General features: G+C 61.3%; 19 protein-coding genes. 15 read left to right on the top strand and 4 right to left on the bottom strand.

Annotation, left to right across the window (positions count from 1 at the left end; genetic code table 11):
* Window positions 1-416 precede the first annotated feature (416 nt).
* Complete coding sequence (locus tag H2170_07740; protein ID MCS6299983.1) at window positions 417-1,232, bottom strand: flagellin; 816 nt, start codon at window positions 1,230-1,232, stop codon at window positions 417-419.
* A gap of 697 nt (window positions 1,233-1,929) precedes the next feature.
* Between H2170_07740 and H2170_07745 the strand changes: the two genes are divergently transcribed.
* Window positions 1,930-3,345, top strand: a complete 1,416-nt coding sequence (locus H2170_07745) for an adenylosuccinate lyase (protein MCS6299984.1) — start codon at window positions 1,930-1,932, stop codon at window positions 3,343-3,345.
* 200 nt (window positions 3,346-3,545) lie between these two features.
* On the opposite strand, the gene H2170_07750 is transcribed toward H2170_07745, so the two are convergent.
* Window positions 3,546-3,812, bottom strand: coding sequence for a glutathione S-transferase N-terminal domain-containing protein (locus tag H2170_07750; protein MCS6299985.1), 267 nt, complete (start codon window positions 3,810-3,812; stop codon window positions 3,546-3,548).
* Between the two features lie 78 nt (window positions 3,813-3,890).
* Entirely contained in the window at window positions 3,891-4,622 is a 732-nt protein-coding gene (locus H2170_07755; GenBank protein MCS6299986.1) for a DTW domain-containing protein, read from the bottom strand.
* A gap of 130 nt (window positions 4,623-4,752) precedes the next feature.
* Between H2170_07755 and H2170_07760 the strand changes: the two genes are divergently transcribed.
* The 14 genes from H2170_07760 to H2170_07825 all read left to right on the top strand — a co-directional run bounded on the left by H2170_07760 (window position 4,753) and on the right by H2170_07825 (window position 21,502).
* Window positions 4,753-5,361, top strand: a complete 609-nt coding sequence (locus tag H2170_07760) for an SET domain-containing protein (GenBank protein ID MCS6299987.1) — start codon at window positions 4,753-4,755, stop codon at window positions 5,359-5,361.
* Between the two features lie 327 nt (window positions 5,362-5,688).
* On the top strand, window positions 5,689-7,014 hold the full coding sequence (locus H2170_07765) for a beta-lactamase family protein (protein ID MCS6299988.1): 1,326 nt from the start codon (window positions 5,689-5,691) through the stop codon (window positions 7,012-7,014).
* Window positions 7,015-7,043: 29 nt separating this feature from the next.
* Window positions 7,044-7,655: a hypothetical protein gene (locus H2170_07770; protein MCS6299989.1), complete on the top strand. Its 612-nt coding sequence runs from the start codon at window positions 7,044-7,046 to the stop codon at window positions 7,653-7,655.
* A 495-nt stretch (window positions 7,656-8,150) separates the two neighbouring features.
* Window positions 8,151-9,104, top strand: a complete 954-nt coding sequence (locus tag H2170_07775; GenBank protein ID MCS6299990.1) for a ribonuclease E — start codon at window positions 8,151-8,153, stop codon at window positions 9,102-9,104.
* 188 nt (window positions 9,105-9,292) lie between these two features.
* Complete coding sequence (locus H2170_07780) at window positions 9,293-10,426, top strand: histidine kinase (GenBank protein MCS6299991.1); 1,134 nt, start codon at window positions 9,293-9,295, stop codon at window positions 10,424-10,426.
* On the top strand, window positions 10,423-11,169 hold the full coding sequence (locus H2170_07785) for a response regulator transcription factor (GenBank protein ID MCS6299992.1): 747 nt from the start codon (window positions 10,423-10,425) through the stop codon (window positions 11,167-11,169). The genes H2170_07780 and H2170_07785 overlap by 4 nt, the downstream gene beginning before the upstream one ends.
* Before the next feature lie 112 nt (window positions 11,170-11,281).
* On the top strand, window positions 11,282-11,503 hold the full coding sequence (locus H2170_07790; protein ID MCS6299993.1) for a hypothetical protein: 222 nt from the start codon (window positions 11,282-11,284) through the stop codon (window positions 11,501-11,503).
* 244 nt (window positions 11,504-11,747) lie between these two features.
* A complete protein-coding gene (locus tag H2170_07795; GenBank protein MCS6299994.1) occupies window positions 11,748-12,767 on the top strand; it encodes a murein L,D-transpeptidase in 1,020 nt (339 codons plus the stop codon).
* Window positions 12,768-12,971: 204 nt separating this feature from the next.
* Window positions 12,972-13,670, top strand: coding sequence for a uracil-DNA glycosylase (locus H2170_07800; protein ID MCS6299995.1), 699 nt, complete (start codon window positions 12,972-12,974; stop codon window positions 13,668-13,670).
* The gene (locus H2170_07805; GenBank protein ID MCS6299996.1) at window positions 13,667-15,316 is read left to right on the top strand and encodes a S8 family serine peptidase; all 1,650 of its coding nucleotides are present in this window, start codon (window positions 13,667-13,669) and stop codon (window positions 15,314-15,316) included. The genes H2170_07800 and H2170_07805 overlap by 4 nt, the downstream gene beginning before the upstream one ends.
* Before the next feature lie 918 nt (window positions 15,317-16,234).
* Window positions 16,235-17,167 carry a hypothetical protein gene (locus H2170_07810; protein ID MCS6299997.1) on the top strand — a complete coding sequence of 311 codons (933 nt, stop codon included), beginning with the start codon at window positions 16,235-16,237 and terminating at the stop codon, window positions 17,165-17,167.
* A gap of 409 nt (window positions 17,168-17,576) precedes the next feature.
* Window positions 17,577-18,458, top strand: a complete 882-nt coding sequence (locus tag H2170_07815; protein MCS6299998.1) for an HDOD domain-containing protein — start codon at window positions 17,577-17,579, stop codon at window positions 18,456-18,458.
* A 282-nt stretch (window positions 18,459-18,740) separates the two neighbouring features.
* On the top strand, window positions 18,741-21,053 hold the full coding sequence (locus H2170_07820; GenBank protein MCS6299999.1) for a hypothetical protein: 2,313 nt from the start codon (window positions 18,741-18,743) through the stop codon (window positions 21,051-21,053).
* Entirely contained in the window at window positions 21,050-21,502 is a 453-nt protein-coding gene (locus H2170_07825; protein ID MCS6300000.1) for a hypothetical protein, read from the top strand. The genes H2170_07820 and H2170_07825 overlap by 4 nt, the downstream gene beginning before the upstream one ends.
* Before the next feature lie 93 nt (window positions 21,503-21,595).
* Here the strand turns inward: H2170_07825 and H2170_07830 are convergent, their stop codons facing one another.
* Complete coding sequence (locus H2170_07830) at window positions 21,596-22,291, bottom strand: rRNA pseudouridine synthase (GenBank protein MCS6300001.1); 696 nt, start codon at window positions 22,289-22,291, stop codon at window positions 21,596-21,598.
* Window positions 22,292-22,351 lie beyond the last annotated feature (60 nt).

Below are 22,351 nucleotides of genomic sequence, written 5' to 3' on the forward strand. Positions count from 1 at the left end.
CTGCGGTGCGCCGAATCCTTGAGCTCACGCTCAAGGCCACAAGGAGTGTGTTCGCGAAGAGTGTGGCCTTGAGCGTGAGCTCAAGGATTCGGCTGATCTGCGTTCGACTAGTCAGAGGCCAAACTCCAGTCCTAGGGCGTTGCCCTAGGCTGTGGTAGAGAGCCCCGTTGGGGCGGTCTTGCCTAACTAAGTGCCATTCCGGCCTGGCCCGTTTTCATCCCTTCGATTGCAACATGTTTTTCAGCAATATTTAAGAATCGGATTAGCTCCGAGGCAGCGCGTTTCTATAGCCCGCATGTTTGCAACTGATTACAGCCTGCAATCGCCGATTGCGGGCTAAAGCACCGCGCTACTTCCGAGCGGGCTCTTTAAATGTTACGGCCTACTCGGCTGGCGTGCTGGCTGGAGGGAGCGGTTTATTGGAGCAATCGCAGCGCGGTCTGAGAACTTTGATTGGCCTGCGAAAGCATCGAGGTGCCTGCCGAGACCAACGTATTCCACATGGCCAACTGCGTGGATTCCCAGGCCACGTCCACGTCGATGATTCGACTGGTGGCGGCTTCGAGGTTCGCCTTGTTGGTGGTCAACAGTTCCGAGGCAAAGCCCAATCGGCTTTGTTCGGCGCCGTTGGTGGCGCGCATGGTCGCCACGTTTTCAATCGCCGAGGTCACGGTGGCGATCGCACTGATTCCGCTCAGGGAGGTGGCGGCCGTGACCGCGCCGACACCCGCGCTGCTACTGCTGAGATCGCGAGCGCCAAGGACGATTTGGCTACTGGTGGAGGCATCCTCGGTCGCATAGACCGTTGAAGTGCTGGAGCCGAACATCGAAACCCCGTTGAAGCTCTCCGAGGTGATGGCCGTTAACTGGCTCTTCAACGCAACGAACTCGGTGTTGTAGTTGGCCTTGTCGCCGGTGCTCTTGGTGACGTCGTCGTTGAGCGTGCGCAGTTCGCTGATACGATCGAGAATCTTACCCGCTACCTTAAGCGCACCGTCCTGAGTTTGGAGCAACGAGACCGCGTTACCGATGTTACTATTTACCGCGCCCTGGCGTTTAGCCGTGGCGCCGAGCTTCATCGATACCGCCAAACCACCGGCATCATCGGCGGGGTTAACGATGCGCGAGCCGCTGGACAGCCGATTCAGGCTCTTTTGAAGCCGGTTGCTGGAGTTGGCCAAATTATTGGAGGCAGTGGTGGCAGACTGATTGGTGTTAAGTACGACTGACATGGTAGTATCTTTCCTTGGAGTTATGAACGACGTCCGTCGTCGTCACGGATACGGAGAATAAAGCCCGTATCAGACTGGGTTGATGGAAATTTAAAGGGTGGCCGCGGCCCGTGCGGCGTGGGTTCTCGTCGTCAACGATTGGAGGGTTTGTAGGTGGGCCACTTCCATGACTCCACTCTAGTCGATAAAACGAAGTCCCGCTATCGAAGCATCTACTCAACAAGCACTAGGCCATTACCTTAGGCGCAATGAAGGAATCACACTAGAGAGAGAGTCGGATTCAACCCAGGGAGTGACCAGGGTGAAGACCCTAGAGCAGGAGCAGGAGCGAGGTGGCCCGCAAACCGGGGGGGGGGGGCCACCCTAATGGCGCTTAGTAAAGGGGTGTTATCGTCCGCAAGGGTTAGATCGCCCCTTCAGGGCTTGTGCACTTTACGCCCATGATTCCTAGGGCGTTGCCCTAGGCTGTGGTAGAGAGCCCCGTTGGGACGATCGGGCCTAACTAAGTGCCATTCGAGGCCGCCCCCTACTTCGGGACATCGCTGAATTGGCCTGGGACGGCCAGCGCTGCTACAGGATCGGAGGGTTGGCCTTCCCCAGCCAAGGCTTGAGGCGGGGTGCCTTGGTTCGGTTACGGTGGCGACGACGGCTGATTTTCTTTGGCGTTTGGCGTTTTGGCGTTTGGAGTTTGCGCCACATGTCCATTCCCAACGTCCTCGCCGAACGCTACGCCTCGCCGCTCATTAAAGACATCTGGTCGCCTACCGGCCGTATCACCATCGAGCGCGACTACTGGATCGCCGTCATGAAGGCCCAGCGCGACCTCGGCCTGCCCATCCCCGCCGCCGCCATCGCCGACTACGAAAAGGTCAAAACCAAGATCGACCTAGCCGACATCGACGCCCGCGAACGCATTACCCTCCACGACGTGAAGGCCCGTATCGAGGCGTTCAACGCCCTCGCCGGCCGCGAATCGATCCACCTCGGCCTGACCTCCCGCGACCTCACCGAAAACGTCGAGCAGCTCCAAATCGCCCGCTCCCTCGAAGTGGTGCGTATGAAAACCGCCGCCGCGCTGCTCAAGCTCGCCCAGCGCGCCAAGCAGTACCGCACGCTCATGCTCACCGGCCGCACCCACAACGTGCCCGCCCAGCCCACCACCTTGGGCAAACGTTTCGCCATGTCCGGCCAGGAGTTGCTCGCCGCCTACACCGGTCTCGACGAAATCACCACGCGTTACCCGGTGCGCGGGCTCAAGGGCGCGGTCGGCACCCAGCTCGACCAACTCACCCTGTTTAACGACCCCAAGAAGGTCGCCTCGCTGGAAGCCAGCATCCTCAAGCACCTCGGCTTTAAGGTGTCGCTGTTCGCCGTCGGCCAGGTTTACCCGCGCTCGCTCGACTTCGAAGTCGTCGCCGCCCTCCACCAGCTCGGCGCCTCCGCCGCGAGTTTTGCCACCACCCTGCGCTTGATGGCCGGCCAGGGTCTGCTCACCGAGGGCTTCCAAAAGGGCCAGGTCGGCTCCTCGGCGATGCCGCACAAGGTCAACGCGCGCAACTGCGAGCGCATTTGTGGCTTTTCGACGATTCTCTCCGGCTACGTGACCATGACCGGTGCCTTGGCCGGCCACCAGTGGAACGAGGGCGATGTGTCCTGTTCGGTGGTGCGCCGCGTGGCGTTGCCCGATGCATTTTATGCCATCGACGGCCTGCTGGAAACCCTCCTCGCCGTGCTCAACCAGATGGACGTGTTCGAGGCCGCTATCGGCGCCGAAAACCAGCGCCAGCTGCCCTTCCTCGCCACCACCACGATTTTGATGGAAGCGGTCAAAGCCGGCGTAGGCCGCGAGACCGCCCACTTGGCGATCAAGGAAAACGCGCTCGCCGCCGCCAAAGCGATCCGCACCGGCGAAGGCCAAAGTGACTTGGTGCGCTTACTCGCCGCCGATGCCCGCCTCGGGCTCACCGAGAAGGCACTGCGCGCGATTTTGGCCGACGCCAAACGCTTCGTCGGCGCGGCCCCGCAGCAGGTGGACACGTTTGTCAAAACCACCGCCCCGCTGGCCAAAAAGATCAAAGGCGCTTCGACCTACGAGCCAGGCAAGCTGCTCTGAGGACGCCGCGGACAAGTAGCGCAGACTTCCAGTCTGCTTGGGTTACCCTCCCGAGGCAGACTGGAAGTCTGCGCTACTTTTTAAGGCCTTTGGGAAACTCTCCAATGTTCGCTATTCCGGCTGAGTTACGCAGCTCCGTATTAGCGTCTATTAGCGCCCATTAGCGGTTAAAAACTCCGAGGATCGTCGTCTTGGGTTAATCAGCTCTCCTCCAACTCCACCCCCTGGGCGTGGAGGAAGGGGACCAGCTCGGCCACGCCGAAATCGGCCAGAATCTTCCCGTGCCAGTCCAGCGTGGGCACCTTGGGCTGGCCGGATTTTTTGACCATGTCGGCGCGAGCGGTGATGTCGGTGATGACGTTGCGCTCCCGATAGGCGATGCCGTGGCTGGTCAAAAATTCGACCACCTCCGTGCACCAAGGGCAGCCGGGTTTTACATAAAGGATGGGGAGAGTGGCGGTGGTCATATGATCAAGGGACGAGAACCCGCCGATTTCGCAACGCCGCAGCGCGCGAATTCCCCTCACAATCTGCACCTCGCCCATTCACCCGCCCTGATGCACGCGGGCGTTGGCCAGCCGGTCTACCATGAGCGCCGCGAACGCCTGCTTCTCCGGCCGGGTTTGCGGGTGCATGCGCGCGATCACTTCGGGCAACTGCATGCGCAGCGGGGAGGTCGCCAAAAAGTCCGCCGCCATCACCGTCTGGCCGCGCGTGCATAACCCGGCGTACACGTGCAACTCCAGCTGCAGGCTCAGCGCCGCGTGCTCCGCGTGCAGCCCCAGCGCTGCCAGCACGAACAGCAGCGCCTCGGCGGTGGAAAACTGCCGTTCGCCTTGCTGCGTGCGCAGCCAGTAACGGCTTTTACCGGTCATCGGCAGGCTCACCCGCCGGCCCCAGCCCTCGACGTCCTTTTTCATGTCGGCCGCCTCGCCCCAGCTGCCGTCGAGCAGCATCACCTGCAACTGGTCCGGGGCAACGTCGGAGGGCATCGGCTCGCCCAAGGGATGCAGCACCCAGAGCTGTTTGCCCGGGCGGACGACCTGCGAGAGCGGCGGCACGGCATCGTGGCGGTAAACGTGGGTACGCGCCCCAGCGACAACGCGCTGGATCAGGTGCCCGGTGCTGCTCGGCCGGTAAAACTCGCGCGTGTGCATGAGCACATCGACCGCCACCGGACAATCCACCCCTCGCAGCCCCTCGCACACGCACCAGCGCGGGATCTGCTGGCAGCGCGTGCAGCGCAAGGTGGGATGAAGGACAACGCTACGGGCCATTTCCGTGGGTTATCCGCCCCATGCCGCCCGATTACAAACTTTGTTATAAACCCCGGCCGCCCACCCGCTGGGTTGGCTCCCTACCTGCTACACTAAGCCACCACTACCACCCACACGTCCCCGTATTTGTATGGTTCATCCCGACACCGAGCTGCGCTTCGTCAACGATCACATCGGCTGGGGCGTTTTCGCCACCCGCGCGCTGCCCAAGGGAACGATTGTCTGGGCGCTCGACCCCCTTGACCAGAAGTTCACCGCGGCGCAGGTGGCCGCCTTGCCGGCCCCCGCCCAGTCCGCCCTGGAGAAGTACTCCTACATCGACGCCCGCGGCCGCCACATCCTGTGCTGGGACCACGGGAGGTTTTTCAACCACTCCTGCGCCGCCAACTGCCTGAGCCTGGGCTACGATTTCGAGCTGGCCGTGCGCGACATCGCCGCCGGCGAGGAGCTCACCGACGACTACGGCACGCTTAACCCTCTGGCGCCCTTCCCCTGCCTGTGCGGGGCGAGCCAGTGCCGGGGCGCGGTGCAACCCGACGACTTCACCCGCCTAAGCGACCGCTGGAACCGCCGCGCCCGCGACGCCTTTTTTCTAATTCCGACGGTGGCGCAACCGCTCTGGGCCGTGCTTGAGGAACGCGCCGATATCGAGGCGGCGCTGGCCGACCCGAACCGGGTGCGGCCGATCCATGGGCATTACCATGCGCGCCGGTCGGTGCCTGAACTGGCCGTCCGGTAGAGCGGTGCTTGGTAGCGCAGGCTGCCAGCCCGGTCTAGGCGAGTGGGTGTTTGGGGCTTACGATCAGAAACGGCTTACCCTTTCCAATAGTCCTCGGTTAACCCCGCACCACATCGTGAAATTTAATCTTTCATGGACACTTCAATAGTCGGTAACCCCATGCATGAGACGTGGCCGGCGACTGCGTGGTAATTAAGGTCTGCTGCCTAGATTTACCGCCCACAGCGAGGTCCCGCCGTTCGCATCGGCTTTTTGCCCGCAATTCACCGACTTCGATCCAAGTTCGCCGCGAAGCGCTATCCTCGGGCTGTCATCCGACATCCTATCATGAACGCACTTCGTATTGATCGTCCGCCCTCCGTCGTCCTTTTCGCGGGATTCGTTTCCCTGCTCGCCCGCCTAAAAGCACGCTACCTGCGTATTTTAAGCCCCGCTCGTTTACCCGCCTTACCGGCCGTTCCCGCCAAACGCCGCCTGGCCGCCTTGGTCGGCGCACTGTTGCTCAGTGCCTGGCCCGCCTTCGCCCAGCTTGATCCGGGCACGCTGCAAACCGTCTTGGACGCGTCCCGGGCCAAAACATCCGCTACCGGTGCCTCCGCCGCAATCGTCCGCAATGGCGAAGTGCTTTGGCAGGGCCAGTCCGGCGTGATCGCCCCGGGGTCCGCCGTCCCAGTCACGGCGGATACGTTATTCGTCTATGCCAGTGCCAGCAAGATGGTGACGGCGGCGATGACCTCGCGCCTGGCGGAGCAAGGCAAGCTGGGCCTCGACGATAAGATTGGTCTTTATCTGCCCGCCGATGTGCCGGGAGCGAGCTCGGTCACCGTCCGCCAACTGCTCCAGCAGACCAGCAGTTATCCGGATATTTATCGCAGCAACAACGCCGCAGCTGCGATCGCTCGACTCCAGCAGGTGAACAATCCGGTGACTCGGGCCGACTTGATTAACTTCATCGAAGCCCCCACCGGCACCCCCGGAGTGCAGCACGCTTATTCCAACACGAACTACATCTTGCTCGGCGAAGTGATCGAGCGGGCCTCGGGTAAAACGTTCACCCAAGTCTACCAAGACGAGATCGCCACCCCCCTCGGTCTCACCCGCGCCTTCGTGACTCCGCAACCGCGCGGGGACTTTGCCCAGTCAGTTGACTCCCAGTTCGACGCCAGCGCCCCAATCAACTACTTCAACAACACTGAAGGATTGCCCACGACGCTCTACGGTCCGGCCTTTGGTGACGGCCCGGTCGCGGGCACGGCAGTCGAGGGGGCCCTTTTCTTAGATGCGCTGGCCCGTGGCAAGTTGCTGGGACCGGAGGCGCTCGCACAGACGTTTAATTTTGACCCCGTCTCCGGGTATGGATTCGGCATCTACGGCACACAAGTTGACGGCAAACTCGTGCTCGATCATACCGGAGAGTGGGCCGGTTATACTTCCACGCTTTACTACGATGAAAACCGCGACCTCACGATCATGACCCTGGCCAACAGCAACCAGGGTTTCCCGGCCGGGGTCATCTTCCAGGACCTCAATGGAGCCGTGTCCGTTATCCCTGAGCCGTCCACCTATACCGCGCTCGCCGCTGCCGCCGCCCTCGGTGTCGCCGTCGGCCGCCGCCGCCGCAACGGCGGACAACGGAGTGGCCTCTCTGCCTAGTCGAGCGTTCGGCAAAATAAACTTCCCTCATGAAAACAAAAAATATCATCACGAAGTCACTGTCTCTGCTTGCCGTCGCCGGCAGCTTCGCGGCCACCGCTCATGCGGAGGCCTTTTTCCAGGCCTCGCTCTGGGCACCCGAGCCCCAGATCGTGCCCGCCGACCAAGACGTCGCCGGCATACGCCTGCAGCTTTACGGTGAGAACCGTAACGTGTCCGGCCTGGACCTCGGTCTGGCCCACTCGACCACCGGTGATTTCGTCGGCTTCGCCGGTTTCTATACGCTCTACAACCACGTCGGCGGGACCACCAAGGGCGTTCAGTCAGCCTTGGTGAACTATACCCAAGGTGAAGTGACGGGCTGGCAGAGCGGCTGGATCAACGTCAACAAAGCCAAGGTCACAGGCCTTCAAGGCGGCTTCGTGAATGCGAACGACATTTCCACGGCCGATTTCTCCGGCCTGCAGCTCGGTCTCGTGAACACCGCCAGAAACGTCCACGGCGTCCAAATCGGCCTGGTTAACTATGCCGAAACCCTCAAAGGCGTGCAAATCGGACTCTGGAATCAGGTCAACTCCCGTGAATGGGACCGGTTTGCCCCGCTCCCGAAGGTTTTCCCCATCATCAACGTCGGGTTCTGATACGGAGCCAGATCGCGTGATTTTTTCTCCGCGAGAACATTTCATAGATACTCGTGTTTCAAACGCGCTTGGCTGCCCCGCTCTAACTTCAAGGTTGTTAGACAGTTCCAGTGGGTTGTTTAAGGGGTAGCCAAGCATTAGGCAACCGGAGTGGTATCACAGAGGCAATCCGGAGCACGGCCACGGAGGACACGGAGTCAAGCCGCTCAAAATTGACACCAAAAACAGCATCCATGAATGAGTTAAAAAACTAGGTCGAGCCCAATCAGTTCGGCGGTTTTTGATTAAACGAAGTCGTTGAGACCTCCCAAGTCTATACTCTGTGGGCTGGGCTCCGTGCCCTCTGTGATACCTGCCGAAGGTTTGGTTTCTACCTCTTAAACCACTGGAAAAGTCGAGGAACCAACTTCAGCAAACTATCAACTAACAACCCCACGATTAAGGCGACGATCCTATTATAAATCACAGAATCCGAGGTAATAATCTTATTAAAATATGAAACCATTAAAACGCATCCGCAATTCACTAATCACAACCTTAACGATCTTAATCATCCCCAGTGTTTATGCAGGGATTACTTTCGACTTTAACTACCTGCCTGGCAGCGGCTTTTTGGATAGCACTTACGGGGCATCCCGGCAGGCACAGCTCAATATAGCCGCCAACCGGTTAGGTTCGTATTTTTCGGGTTATACGGCCAACCTGACTTTTGATATTGGTGAAGAAAACGAGCCTGGTACTTTGGCATCTGCATACAGTGCTTTGGTTTCAGCCTCTCCTGGATTTTATAATACAGTCGTGCAACAGAAGATACTGGGTGGTATCGATGCTAATGGTGCCGCGGCGGATGGCCATATTTACTGGAACTTTGCTAGCCCAGGGAGTCTCGGCAACACCGTAGGAGCAGCGGATTATGATTTTGTATCCTTAGCGATGCACGAGCTTACACACACCTTGGGTTTCGGAGCCGGCTACAGTCTGACATCAGGCAACTATAGTCGATGGATTGCTTTTCTGACCAATAAAGAGGGTGTTCCGTTAATTGAACTTAATGAAGATGATCGAAATGCGGTTGTCATTGGTGGAAACTCCTTCGACGAGAATTTTAACTTCGTAGCAGGGACAAACGGTACGTTTTTCTCGGGAGCTAACGCGGTCGCAGTTTACGGTGGGTTAGTCCCGATTTATTCGCCAAATCCTTTCGAGGATGGAAGTAGCTTGGCGCATTTGGATGATTATACATTTATAGGCGGTAGTTTGATGAATGCAGGTTCAGGATTTTCACAGCCGCAGGATTATAGTATATTAGAAATGGCCATGCTTAAAGATTTAGGCTATACAAACTTGACTGCGATTCCTGAACCTGCGACCTCAGCCATGATGGTCGCTTGGGCAATGGCCGGTTTTTCGGTCTGGCGTCGTAGGAATGGAAATAGACGTCGTGGATGAATTACCTGCACTCCGCGCCAAGCACGTTCATCTCTGAGCTTAAACGTTCGCCGTCGCTCATCTCCGCCCAATTGCCCCTCGACCGGCCGCAACCCTCTCTTCGCAGGGGTGGGTTGCGTCGTCCAAAACATCAGACTCGCGCGCCACGTCGGTTATTTTAACTTATCTGCCATTCTCTAATGCCCGTAATGATTCATTTACCGTCATCCCCCGTCACGCATAGCGTGTACAGGCGCTGGCTCGGGACGCGCAACTACTGGCTGTTTCAGACCTTGGGCTGGGGCGGGATTTTCCCGCTGGCCATAGCGCCTTATACGCTTTCCTCCGAGAAACTCTCCCCGCAGGCCCTGGCGTTTAATCTGGCTTTTTTTGCGCTGTGCGCGGTCGGCTCGCACCTGTTGCGGGTGGTGCTTTTATATCTGTTGCAACGACCGCGCCCAGTCCCGGGGCTTGCGCTGGCTGTTTTTCCCTGGGTGCTCGGGATCGCGGCGTCGTTAACCTTCGATGTAATGACGGTTGGCCAGATGCTGGCCGCGACCGATGCCAGTATCCCGCCAGACTCGGTCATTTGGGACGTTGAAAGCTATTTGGATAGCCTGCTCAGGGTCTTCGTTTTGCTCCTGCTGTGGTGCAGCAGTTACTTTCTAGTGCGCACTTACCGCCAGCAACAGCAGGACAAGCTCGACCGGGTCCGCAGCGAGGTCCAGGCGCGAGAGGCCCAACTTCGCGCACTCAAGGCCCAGATCAACCCGCACTTTCTCTTCAACAGTCTCAACTCCCTGCGCGCCCTCATGCCGCCCGAGGACGAGCGTGCACGCGCCACCGTCAGCCGGCTAGCCAACTTGCTGCGCGCCTCGCTCGCCACGGATCAGGAACCGCTGGTGCCGTTGTCACGTGAGCTCAGCATGGTCGAGGGCTATCTCGAGATCGAGAAGCTGCGTCACGAGGAGCGCCTGCGCTGGAAGATCGACGCCTCCGCCTCCGCCCGCGAGTGGCCGGTGCCGCCGTTTGCGCTCCAAAGTCTGGTGGAAAACGCGATCAAGCATGGCATCAACCGAATCGAGGTCGGCGGTGAGATCGAAATCTCCGCCCAAGTCTCCGAAGGGCGACTGCATCTCGACGTGACCAATCCGGGCTCTCTCGAAGCCGCGCCGACTGCGTCCGGAGTGGGTCTGGCCAACGCCCGCGCCCGCCTGCTCCTGCTGTTCGGCCCGACCGCCTCGCTGGAGTTGCTCGCCCCCTCGCCCGGCCGGGTGCAGGCCCGGGTTCGCCTGCCGCTGCCCTTGGCACCTTTACTGGCCGCACCGCTCTCTTCCCCATGAAAACCGTGTTGATCGACGATGAACATCTGGCCCGCAAGGAACTCAAACACCTCCTGAAGGTTCACCCCGAGATCGAGATCGTGGGCGAAGCGGCCAACGTCACCGAGGCGTTGCACCTGCTGCCCGCGCTCCGGCCTGACCTAATATTCCTCGACATCGAGATGCCCGTCCGCAACGGCTTCGACCTGCTCGCCGCGCTCCCCGCACCGCACCCGCAGGTCATTTTTGTGACCGCTTACGATGCCTTCGCGGTGCGCGCGTTTCAGGTCAACGCCCTCGACTACTTGCTCAAGCCGGTTGAGCCCGAACGCCTCGCCGAGGCACTGGCCCGCGTCGAGCGAAACCACGAACGAGCCGGCGACGAACCCTCCTCCGAAAAAACGCCCACCCACGACCCCGAGACGCCTTTTAAAGAGGACGACCGGGTGTTCGTCCGCGAAGGCGACCGCTGCTGGTTCGTGCCCGTGAGGGAAATCACTTTGCTCGAGGCGGAGGGCAACCACACGCGGGTTCATCTGCGAGGCGAACGTCCGCTGCTGCGCCGGTCCTTGGCCTTGATGGAAACGAGGTTGCCCGCCTCCTTGTTTGTCCGGGCCAATCGCGGCCAGCTGATCAACCGCACGTGTATCGAAAAAGTGGAGCCCTGGTTTAGCGGCGGCCTCAAAGCCACGTTGCGCAACGGCGTCGAAGTGGAGTTTTCCCGTCGGCAGGCCCAGGAGTTCCGCGAGCGCCTCGAACTATGACCACCGGGCATTTCCCCTTGCCTCCTCACCGCCTGAAAAATCCGCGCTTCCGTGATTAACCCCGGCACCGCTCGGCGCCCTGAACCCCGCAGTCTGGAAAACGAGCGCAACAGTGGCCGTTCGTACACGCGTAAAATCAGGTTTTGGTACGGGCCGCCGTTACGGCCGCGCCCGCGACGCTTTTTCCCTGATTCCGACGGTGGCGCAACCGCTCTGGGCCGTGCTTGAAGAACGCGCCGATATCGAGGCGGCGCTGGCCGACCCGAACCGGGTGCGGCCGATCCATGGGCATTACCATGCGCGCCGGTCGGTGCCTGAACTGGCCGTCCGGTAGAGCGGTGCTTCAGCCCGCTGGTTTGTCGGGGTGGCGTGCCCCATAATTTCCCAAAGCGGGCTGAAGCACCACGCTACGTCGGAGATCGAAAACGAATCCGTACCGCGCAACGCGTCCACAAACCGCCTCGACGCCGGCGCGGCTGCGCGGAAAACTCCCCGCACTCCCCACCGTGCAACCACTCGCGACCCTCAGCCGCCACGTTAGCCTCTTCGCCGTCGGCCTCTTTGTCCTCGCCGCAACCCTGCCCGGCCACGCCACACAGGCCGCACCCTCGCCGCAGCGCCCTGAAACGAGCACGGAGAACTCGCCCTTCCTCGACACTCCCTTTCTCTCCAGCGAGCTCGCACCCACCACGGCCGACCGCCCGCTCGTCGAGTTCACGCCTCCGCCCGCGCGCACCTACCCGCGCCCGATCGATACCTGGCTCGAAGCCCAAATCGCCCTGGCCCGCTTGGGCTTTTCCAGTGGCTCCATCGACGGCGTCCCTGGCGATCAATCCGCCAGCGCCCTGCGTGCGTTCCAGCAATCCGTTGGCCTCGCCGAGACCGGTCAACTCAACGACGAATCCCGCGCCGCGCTTCAACTGGATCGTCCGCCGCTCACCCAGCTCGCACTTGCCGAGAGCGACCTCGCCAGCCTCCAGCCCCTCGCGAAAACTTGGCTGGGCAAATCCCAACAATCGGCCCTCGCCCACGAAACCGCGCTCGAACTTTTGGCCGAACGCACCCACGCCAGCCCGCGTTTTATCCAAACACTGAACCCCGCCGTGGACTGGGCCACGCTCACCGCCGCCACGCCCCTGACCGTGCCGGACGTGACGCGCGACCCGATTTTAACCCAAGCCGCGCGGCTCGAAATCCGGCTGGCCGAACGCGTATTGCAGGCCCGGGATGCCTCGGGAAAACTGCTCGCCCACTTCCCGGTGAGCATTGCCCGCGATGTGGAAAAACGCCCGGTCGGCGAACTGCACGTTACCATCGTGATTGCCGCCCCCGATTACACGTTTAACCCAGCGACCTTTCCCGAATCGGCCGAAGCGCAGGAACTGGGCCGCAAACTGGTGCTCCCGCCCGGCCCCAATAACCCGGTCGGCGTGGCCTGGATCGGGCTGGACCGCAGCGGCTATGGCCTGCACGGCACGCCCACGCCGGAGCAAGTCGGCCGCACCGAGTCGCACGGCTGTTTCCGTTTAGCCAACTGGGATGCGCGCTGCCTGCTCAATCTCGCCTGGGTCGGCCTGCCAGTGACCGTGGTGCCGTAGTAACAGTGCCCTCGCGCGGTCGAAGCCCCTCTCCCCATCAACCATACCCTCGAACCGTTTAGCCGCGAAAGAACGCAGAGATCGCATAGAAAAACAGGTCTTGGTCTTTGCGCTCCTTGCGTTCTTTTGCGGCCAAACGGCCTTGGTTTGATCCGATATAATCGCAGTTACCTTCCATTCGTTAACGTCCCATTCTCACCGAACATGTCCGCCACAACCCTCACGATTCCGCCCGCTTGGGACAATATTTTCCACCACGGCTACACTCGCGAGCAATTCGCCGAACTCACCGCCGCCGTCGATGCGGCCTACGCCCAGGGCGAAGTTTTCCCCGCCCGCGAAAACCTCTTTCGCGCCCTCGAACTGGTGCGACCCGCCGACGTCAAAATTGTTATCCTCGGCCAGGACCCCTACCCCACGCCCGGCAACGCCCACGGGCTGTCCTTTTCCGTGCCACCCACGGTGCGTACGCCCGCCTCGCTCAAAGCCATCTACCAGTCCCTCGCGCGCAGTTTCCCCGGCTGGACCGCGCCCGCCTCCGGCCACCTCGAACCGTGGGCGCACCAAGGCGTGCTGTTGCTCAACCTCATCCTCTCGGTGCGTTCAGGCGAACCTATGAGCCACGCCAAACTCGGCTGGCAGGCCTTCACCCAGGCGGTCCTGCGCCTGGTGCAAGCCGAGTCACCATTCGTCGTCTTTATGCTTTGGGGCGGCAAAGCCGAAGCCGCCGCCCGCCCCCACATCGACACGTCGCGCCACATGATTTTAGCCGACCAGCACCCCTCGCCCTTGGCGCAAAACCGCCTGCCGCCTGCCGATAAATTCGCCGCCAACGACCACTTCGCCGAGGCCAACCGCCTGCTCGTCGCCCACGGCCGCCCACCGGTGGACTGGACCCTGTGAGTCGCTCCCGCAGCTACACCCGCAGCGCCATCGTCGGAGGGCTCCTGCTGCTCGCCGGCCTCTTCCTGCTCACCCACCGACCGCCCACCGCACCCGACCCACCTGCCGCCACGAACAATTCGACACCGGACCCGCCCACCCCGCCGAGCACCGCGACCACTCCGCTGCTTCCAGCCGAGGACGATCTGGTTTCTACCACCAGCACCGCCGCCCTTTCCGGTAAACTCACCGCCCTGCTCACCCGCCCCGGCGTGCGTGCCCACGAGGCGCTCCTTCTCTTTAAAGACCCCGACGGCTTCCACCGTTTCCTCACCCGCGCAGCGTCGGCCGGCGTCATCATCACCGGACGCATTGATCCGCTCCGCGCCCTTCGCGTGCGCATCCGCGCCTACGATACCTTCGCCGCCGAGCTGGTTGCCCGCGCCGCCGACTTCGGCGGAGTCAGCGCCAACCCTTTCATCGAGATCCCCCCGACGCCGCCCTCCGCCGAGCGCACCGCCAGCCGCCCCGTCGCCGTCGGCGACCAACTGCTCTCCACCCTCGGCGTAGCCGCCGGCACCGACACCCGCACGTGGGGCCGGGGTGTGACCATCGCCGTACTCGACGGCGGCGCCGCCCCCGATCCGACCCTCGGTGCCCGCCTGCGCTATCTCGACATCGGCCTGGGCTACGCGGGCACCGGCGAGGCCGGCCAGCACGGCACCGCCGTAGCCGCCCTCGCCGCCGGTTCCGCCCCCGATCGCCCCGGAGTCGCCCCGGCCGCCAGCGTGCTCAGCATTCGCGTGATCGATACCGAGGATAAAAGCGACGTGTTCACCGTGAGTCAGGGCATCGTCGCCGCCGTCGATGCAGGCGCGCAACTGGTCAACCTCAGCCTTGGCGGCCGGGTCACCACGGAGCTCATTAACCGTGCCATCACCTACGCCACCACCCACGGAGTCGTGATCGTGGCGGCGGCCGGCAACGACGGCATCAACCGCCTGGCCTGGCCCGCCGCAGATCCGCGCGTTGTCTCGGTCGGTGCGACCGACGCCACCGGCCGGCAGGCTGCGTTTTCCAACTCCGGCCCGCAACTGCACCTCACGGCCCCCGGCGTCGGCATCCTGACAGGCGGCCTCAACCCGCAGCGCACGCTTTTTAGCGGCACCTCGGCCAGCGCTCCGGTCATCGCCGGAGCGATCGCCGTGATCCTTTCGCAAACCCCAGGTCTCACCGCCCCCCAAGCCGTTGAGATCCTGCAAACCCACGCCAACGACGGCGGCGCGGCTGGCGACGACCCCAACTACGGCCACGGCACGCTCAACCTAGGCTGGGCATTGGCTCGCGACGACCGCACGCGCACCGACACCGCGATCAGCAGCCACCACTACAACCCCGAAACCGGCGCGCTTGAAGTGATCGTGCAAAACCGCAGCGCCCGCGCCTCGGCTGCACAGGTGCTGACGGTTAACCTCAATGGTCGCGTCGCCACTTATGCGATACCGGCAATCGCCCCAGGCCTCAGCACTGCGGTGGTTTTGCCCGTCGATGCGAGTACGGCCGCTGCGCCCATCGAGCTGCGAACCCAACTGGAACAGACGGAGGGAGTCATCGATGCGGTTCCGGCCAACAACACCCACGCCAGCCTGTTCGACCTGCGGAGATAACACTAATCAGCTTTCAATTGGCGGTTTAAGGCATCCTTGAGCTCACGCTCAAGGCCACACGCTTCGCGAACACACTTCTCGTGGCCTTGAGCGTGAGCTCAAGGTGTTTGCCCACGGCTATCCGTTCCCCACGAACCCGATTGATTAAGCCCATCTTGATCCCGAATTGGCGCAATCAGCGTTCAATTGGCGGTTTAAGGCATCCCTGAGCTCACGCTCAAGGCCACACGCTTCGCGAACACACTTCTCGTGGCCTTGAGCGTGAGCTCAAGGTGTTTGCCCACGGCTATCCGTTCCCCACGAACCCGATTGATTAAGCCCACCTTGATCCCGAATTAGCGCAATCAGCTTTCAATTCGCGGTTTAAGGCATCCCTGAGCTCACGCTCAAGGCCACACGCTTCGCGAACACACTTCTCGTGGCCTTGAGCGTGAGCTCAAGGTGTTTGCCCACGGCTATCCGTTCCCCACGAACCCGATTGATTAAGCCCATCTTGATCCCGAATTGGCGCAATCAGCGTTCAATTGGCGGTTTAAGGCATCCCTGAGCTCACGCTCAAGGCCACACGCTTCGCGAACACACTTCTCGTGGCCTTGAGCGTGAGCTCAAGGTGTTTGCCCACGGCTATCCGTTCCCCACGAACCCGATTGATTAAGCCCATCTTGATCCCGAATTGGCGCAATCAGCTTTCAATTGGCGGTTTAAGGCATCCCTGAGCTCACGCTCAAGGCCACACGCTTCGCGAACACACTTCTCGTGGCCTTGAGCGTGAGCTCAAGGTGTTTGCCCACGGCTATCCGTTCCCCACGAACCCGATTGATTAAGCCCATCTTGATCCCGAATTGGCGTATAGCGCCCAAGGAGCAAACACGCCTCCCTTGCAACCGGCGCGGGGCTCCGGTTGCTTGATTGCCCATCATGTCCACCGGCTTCGCCCGCACCGCCGCCATTCTCGTCGCCTTCCTTCTTGGCGCGCTCATTCCCCAGGCCCACGCCGCCGCTGACGCGATCCGCTGGCTCATCATGGGCATGCTGTTTCTGGTTTTTCTGGGCACCACCTGGACGCACCTGAGCCTGCACCGCAGCCACGTTTACCTTTTGGCGATTAACTTCCTCATGGCCTTCGTCGGCCTCGGCCTCGGGTGGATTCTAGGCGGACGCGACGTGGCGCTGGCGGGTTTTTTCGCCGGTATCGCTCCTACTGCTGCTGCCGCTCCGGTGATTATTAGCTTTATGCGCCGTGACGTCACCTATGTCACGGCGGCGTTCCTGGTTTCCAATCTTGGCATCGCCCTAGCCCTACCTCTGCTCCTACCCGCGGTACTCGGCGCCGGCGACACCACGCTCTACGGCAGAGTCGCCGGCAGCGTGGGCCTACTCATTTTTGCTCCACTCATGATGGCGCTGATTCTGCGTCGCCTGCACCCACCAGCGGCTGCTTGGCCGGCCCGATTGCGTGATGTCTCCTACGGAGCGTGGATCGTGGTTCTGTTCTTGGTCACCGCGAACGCATCGCATTTTCTGCGCTCGCAAGTGGATACCCCGCACCTCGTGCTGGCGGAAATCGCCGCCGTTTCCCTCATCGTGTGCGCTACCAACTTCGTGCTCGGCCGTTGGGTCGGCGGGCGCAGCTACGGCCCCGAAGCCAGCCAATCGCTCGGCCAGAAGAACACGAGCTTCACCCTCTATCTGGCGCTCACCTACGCGAGCCCACTCGTGGCGCTTGGCCCCACCTGCTACATCCTTTGGCATAACCTTTGGAACTCCTGGCAGCTGCACCGCGTAAACCGCACCCAGTCGATTCAACCCAACCCGCCTAAAGGTGACAGTAGCTCCACCGGGTTAATATAGTCGCGCTCGTCGCCCTCACGATCATCTCAATGATCAAGTACGGCGCGGTAAAACCAACCGCTTTTTCGTTAGCGTAGAGTAATAACGGCGATAGCAAAAATGCGCAGAACCCCTCAATTTTAGCACAATTTTAACAAGTTTAGCTAAGTGGCTCAAATTCTGCTGATACCGAGGCCACACCGATTGTGGCACGACTACATTTTAAGGCGAGCGAGTGAGCTTTTAAAGCTCCCAGGTGACTGCAAATCACCCCTTCAACCAAGACGAGAACTCCGTGTAGTGTAGAACCGAATCCATCGTTAGTCCTTTAAAGGCAATTTATTACGGCACGAAAACGTAACAAAAAAACCGAAATACTGCTTAAGTTTTCTCGAAATAGGCCGATCAGTCCTAGCAGACACTTCAAACTATGCCTATATACTCCAACTCCCTGCATATTGGCGACGTCCCACTGTTGACGACCACGTATGAGGGCTTGTTGAGCCTGACTGATTCGCTCAACGCTTCCGGCCAAATACTTGGTTTGCTCAATATCGCTATGCGAAACCCGCAAATCACCATCCCGGAGGTGGGTCAGATTCTCCGACTCGACGTGGTGCTATCAGCCCGGATCATTCGTATCGCCAACACCGCCTTCTATTTCAAAACCACGCGCAGCTGTAACACCATTGAGGAGGCACTCCAGCGCGTGGGGCTGCGCGAGATCGCGCGCCTCATCGCGACCGCGACCATGCAGGGCCGTTCCCCGGTCCACCTGCGCGCCTACGGGATTACCGGCGAGCAGTTCAATAAAAGCGTCCGCTTCAACGCCTTCGCCTGCCAGCTCATCGCCACCGAAGCCAAGCTGGACGCCAATCTCGCCTACCTCTCGGGACTCATGCGCCCGCTGGGCATCCTGATCCTCAATCAGTGGTCGGCGCAGCATTACACCGACGTCGATAAACTCGCGTGGCGTAACGTTGGCACCCTGCTCAAGTGGGAAGAGGCGACCTTTGGGCTCAACCACCTCGAGGTCTCCGGTTTCATCACACGCGAATGGGGCCTTCCGGCTTCGGTCAGCGACAGCCTGGAAAAAGCCTCCGCCCCGTTCGCCGCCATGAAGGACTACCCCCTGGCGCTCGTTTTACAAACTGCGGAAACCTTGGCCGAAATTAACCGCTCCACGTTTCAAGACCACCCCAACGCCGCATCGCTCAACAAGGATAGTCTGGATGCCCTCGGTATTAAGCCCGTAAAACTCATCGAAATCAGCCGCGAGGCGCTTCGCCAGAGCCAAAGGTTTGCCGCTTAGTTTTCGGCCACCAACGCGCCGCCACGCCGATGGACATTCGCGCAGATGCGGGTGATTTAGCCGACATTCAATCGGTCTTGGGGGGATGGTAACCTTCGATAGAAGTTGCCTGATTGAAATCCGAGGGAGTGCGGTGCTTTAGCCCGCAGGGTCACGGGTATTTCTCGCTCAATCGCCGATGCGGGCTGAAGCACCGCACTACTTTCGATCAGTCACTTTAAATGTTACTACCTACTAGTCTTGCGCTCCGGTCGTATCCGTTGCCTCACTTCTTGAAACGCAATGCTGCACCTCAAGCGCTCTACCATGGCCTCCTCACACATCTGGAAATTCTTCCGCATCGGCGGTCTCGATCAGGCTGCCATCGACACCGGCGCCGACCTGCTCGCCCTCAAAGACCTCGACCAAAAACTATGGGTCGCCCTGAGCTGTCCCGTCAAAGGCCTCGAACTCGACGAGAAAACCCTCGCCCTGCTCGACACCGACAATGACGGCCGCATCCGCGTCTCCGAACTACTCGCAGCCATCGACTGGGCCGACCGCCATCTCAACGACCTCGGAGTCCTGCTCCAAACCAGCGCAGCTATCCCGCTCTCTGCGTTTAAGACCGCCACCCCCGAAGGCCGGGCCGCGCTCGCCTCCGCCCAGCGCATCCTCGGCAGCCATGGTAAAGCCGATGCCACCACCATCACGCTGGCCGACGCTTCCGACACCGCGCGACTGTTCGCCGCCACCCGCCTCAATGGCGACGGCATCATCACCCCCGATTCCGCGACCGAGCCGGCCCTCCAACTGCTCATCGCCGACATCCTCGCCACCCACGGCGGCACCGTCGACCGCAGTGGCGCCGCCGGCATCGACCAAGCCCGAGTCGAATCCTTCTACGCCGACCTCACCGCCTTCGCCGCTTGGAGCGCAAAGGGCGCCGCCGCCGACTTGCTCCCCCTCGGTGCCCAAACCGCCGCCGCCCTCGTCGCCGTGCAGGCGGTGCGCGCCAAGGTGGACGACTATTTCGCCCGCACCCGCCTCGCCGCCTACGACGCCCGTTCGCTCGCCGCACTCAACCGTGCCGAAGCCGACTACCTCACCCTCGCCGCCCGCGACCTCTCCGCCACCGCACAGGAAATCGCCGGCTTCCCGCTCGCGCGCATCGATGCCCATCGTCCGCTCCCGCTTCTCGACGCCGTTAACCCAGCCTGGGCTGCAGCCCTCGCCACGTTGCACACCGCCGCCGTCACGCCCCTGTTCGGCCCAGGCCAAAGCACGTTAAGCGAAGCCGAATGGGTTAAACTCAAAGCCCAAGTCGCCACCTACGAAGCCTGGGCCGCCTCCAAGGTCGGCGCTGCGGTAGAAAAACTCGGCCTACCGCGTATCCACGCCCTCCTCGCCGCCAACCAGAAGGCCGCCCTGCTCGATCTCATCGCGCAGGACAAGGCCCTCGCCCCCGAGTTCACCGCCGTCACCACGGTGGAAACCCTGCTGCGCTACACCCGCGATTTCCGCACACTGCTCAACAACTTCGTTAACTTCTTCGATTTTTACTCGCCCGAAACGCCGGCGATTTTCCAAGCCGGCACGCTCTACCTCGACAGCCGCAGCACCGAGTTCTGCGTGCAGGTCGCGGGTGCCACACCGCTTGCGGCGATGAGCAAAGCCTACATCGCCTACGTGGACTGCAAACGCGCCGGTGAAGCGCCCATTAAAGTCGCCGCGTGCTTCACCCAAGGCGACAGCGACTACCTGTTCGTTGGCCGCAACGGCATCTTTTACGACCGCAAGGGGCGCGACTGGGACGCGACGATTTTCAGCATTGCCGACAACCCCATCAGCATCCGCCAGGCCTTCCTGTCGCCCTACAAAAAGTTCCTGCGCTTCATCGAGGAACAGGTCGCCAAACGCGCCGCCGCAGCCGATGCCGAAGCCAACACCCAGCTCGCCGATGCCGCCGCCACCACCGCCCATGCCGACAAGATCAAGAAACCGGCTGCGGAGCCCAAAAAAATCGACGTCGGGGTGGTGGCCGCTTTGGGCGTAGCGCTCGGCGCACTCGGCACGTTATTCGGCGGCTTCATCTCGGGCTTTCTCGGCCTCGGACTGTGGATGCCCCTGGGCGTGCTCGGAATCATTTTGGCGATCTCCGGCCCGTCGATGCTCATCGCCTGGCTCAAGCTGCGCCAACGCAACATCGGCCCGATCCTTGAGGCAAATGGGTGGGCGATTAACGGCCGCGTGAAGATCAACATCCCATTCGGAACCAAGTTGACCGAGCGGGCCGAGTTGCCTGCTGGTGCCAAACGCGACCTCACAGACCCCTACGAGGACCGCGGCGCCGCGCGTCGCCGCAAGGCCGTCACCGCCTTGGTGGTGGTCCTCGCTCTCGCAGCAGGTCTGTTTTGGCACCGCTACGAAAAAGGCTACTGGCTGTGGGCTGACGCCACGACTCGCCAAAGCGTTATTTCCGAAAAAGACGCCGCCCTCGCCAGTGAAAATGCTCAGGCCGAGCAGGCTAAAAAAGCCGCCGAAGCCAAGCTGACTTCCGCAGCCGCATCCGATAAAGCTACCCCGCCCCAACCCGCAGCAACGCCCGCCAAATGACGACTACCACCGAAACCGCTCCGCTCAACGAAGCCCGCCATCTGCTGCGCATCACCGGCAGCCTCAAGCCGGCGATCGATGTGCTCATGGCCCAGTTCAACGTTCTGCAAACGCGCGCCCAGCTCCTGCTTTCTCTGGCCACCTTGACGCTCACCATCACTGGGTTCTCAGGCCCGCGCATCGCCGCCGCCGGCCCCTTTAGTCGCTACGCCCTCATTGTTGGCCTCATCTTGGTGCTCGTAAGTGTTCTGCTGATTCTGTGGCTCGGTTTACGGGTGCGCTGGGTAACGCAATTCCGCGGTCAAACGGACGAGGAACTGCTGGTCACCATCATCGACTACCGGGACACCAAGACGCGCAGTTTCGGCTGGCAAATTGGCCTGCTCGGGGCCGGTTTGGCCGCGTACGTCGCCGGCGTCACGAGTTATTTCCTACTCGGCGCGCCGTAAAAGTAGCGCAGGCTTCCAGCCTGCATTTATCGCACGGAGCAGACTGTAAGTCTGCGCTACTTTTTACGGGCCAAAAAAACGTGTTTTAACGATCTAGATTTCGACCGTTTCCACCTCGCGAAACGCGCCTACGGCGAGGTCACCGAGCGTGAGCCGGCCGAACTGAACCCGGTGCAACGTCAATACGGTCACGCCCACCGCGGCAAACATACGTCGCACTTGATGATACTTGCCCTCGGTCAGCACCAAATCGGCAGTGCGGGGCTGGGTGGCAATGAGACGTAATTCGGCCGGTGCGCAGGGCGAAGTTTCCCCGTCCATCATGAGCGTGCCGGCGGCAAAAAGCGGGATCAGCTCAGGTTTGAGATCAGCGTCCACCGTGGCGCGGTAGAGCTTGGGGACTTTGTGTTTGGGCGAAGTGTACTGGTGCACCAACTCGGTGCGGTCGGTGAGCAGGATCAACCCGCTGGTATCCTTATCCAGACGGCCAATACTGGTGACTTGGGGATTACGGGCGCGCCAACGCTCAGGGAGCAGATCGTAAACCCGTGGCCCTTCGCGCTCGTCGTGGGAGCAGACCAGGCCGAGGGGCTTGTTTAAAACCAACAGCAGCCCGTCGGGGTGATCGAGAGGTTCGCCGTCGATGCGGACGTCAGCGGCTAAGACCTTGCCCGAGGGATCGCGCACCGCGGCACCACGAACGGTAACGACGTGCTTTTTCAAAAAATCACGTGCCTCACTTCGCGAGCAGTAACCGAGATTGGCGAGGAGTTGGTCGAGGCGGCGCATGGCAAAACGAAAAGGGGTGCGCGGTGTTTTGCGAGCCTGTGTCTGCGCTAGTGTGCGTCT

Source organism: Opitutus sp., from assembly GCA_024998815.1.
Lineage (GTDB): Bacteria > Verrucomicrobiota > Verrucomicrobiia > Opitutales > Opitutaceae > Rariglobus.

Excerpts from the sequence above, each read along its gene's own strand:
- H2170_07740 (MCS6299983.1), bottom strand. The coding sequence starts at position 1,232 with ATGTCAGTCGTACTTAACACCAATCAGTCTGCCACCACTGCCTCCAAT.
- H2170_07745 (MCS6299984.1), top strand. The coding sequence starts at position 1,930 with ATGTCCATTCCCAACGTCCTCGCCGAACGCTACGCCTCGCCGCTCATT.
- H2170_07750 (MCS6299985.1), bottom strand. The coding sequence starts at position 3,812 with ATGACCACCGCCACTCTCCCCATCCTTTATGTAAAACCCGGCTGCCCT.
- H2170_07755 (MCS6299986.1), bottom strand. The coding sequence starts at position 4,622 with ATGGCCCGTAGCGTTGTCCTTCATCCCACCTTGCGCTGCACGCGCTGC.
- H2170_07760 (MCS6299987.1), top strand. The coding sequence starts at position 4,753 with ATGGTTCATCCCGACACCGAGCTGCGCTTCGTCAACGATCACATCGGC.
- H2170_07765 (MCS6299988.1), top strand. The coding sequence starts at position 5,689 with ATGAACGCACTTCGTATTGATCGTCCGCCCTCCGTCGTCCTTTTCGCG.
- H2170_07770 (MCS6299989.1), top strand. The coding sequence starts at position 7,044 with ATGAAAACAAAAAATATCATCACGAAGTCACTGTCTCTGCTTGCCGTC.
- H2170_07775 (MCS6299990.1), top strand. The coding sequence starts at position 8,151 with ATGAAACCATTAAAACGCATCCGCAATTCACTAATCACAACCTTAACG.
- H2170_07780 (MCS6299991.1), top strand. The coding sequence starts at position 9,293 with ATGATTCATTTACCGTCATCCCCCGTCACGCATAGCGTGTACAGGCGC.
- H2170_07785 (MCS6299992.1), top strand. The coding sequence starts at position 10,423 with ATGAAAACCGTGTTGATCGACGATGAACATCTGGCCCGCAAGGAACTC.
- H2170_07800 (MCS6299995.1), top strand. The coding sequence starts at position 12,972 with ATGTCCGCCACAACCCTCACGATTCCGCCCGCTTGGGACAATATTTTC.
- H2170_07810 (MCS6299997.1), top strand. The coding sequence starts at position 16,235 with ATGTCCACCGGCTTCGCCCGCACCGCCGCCATTCTCGTCGCCTTCCTT.
- H2170_07815 (MCS6299998.1), top strand. The coding sequence starts at position 17,577 with ATGCCTATATACTCCAACTCCCTGCATATTGGCGACGTCCCACTGTTG.
- H2170_07820 (MCS6299999.1), top strand. The coding sequence starts at position 18,741 with ATGCTGCACCTCAAGCGCTCTACCATGGCCTCCTCACACATCTGGAAA.
- H2170_07825 (MCS6300000.1), top strand. The coding sequence starts at position 21,050 with ATGACGACTACCACCGAAACCGCTCCGCTCAACGAAGCCCGCCATCTG.
- H2170_07830 (MCS6300001.1), bottom strand. The coding sequence starts at position 22,291 with ATGCGCCGCCTCGACCAACTCCTCGCCAATCTCGGTTACTGCTCGCGA.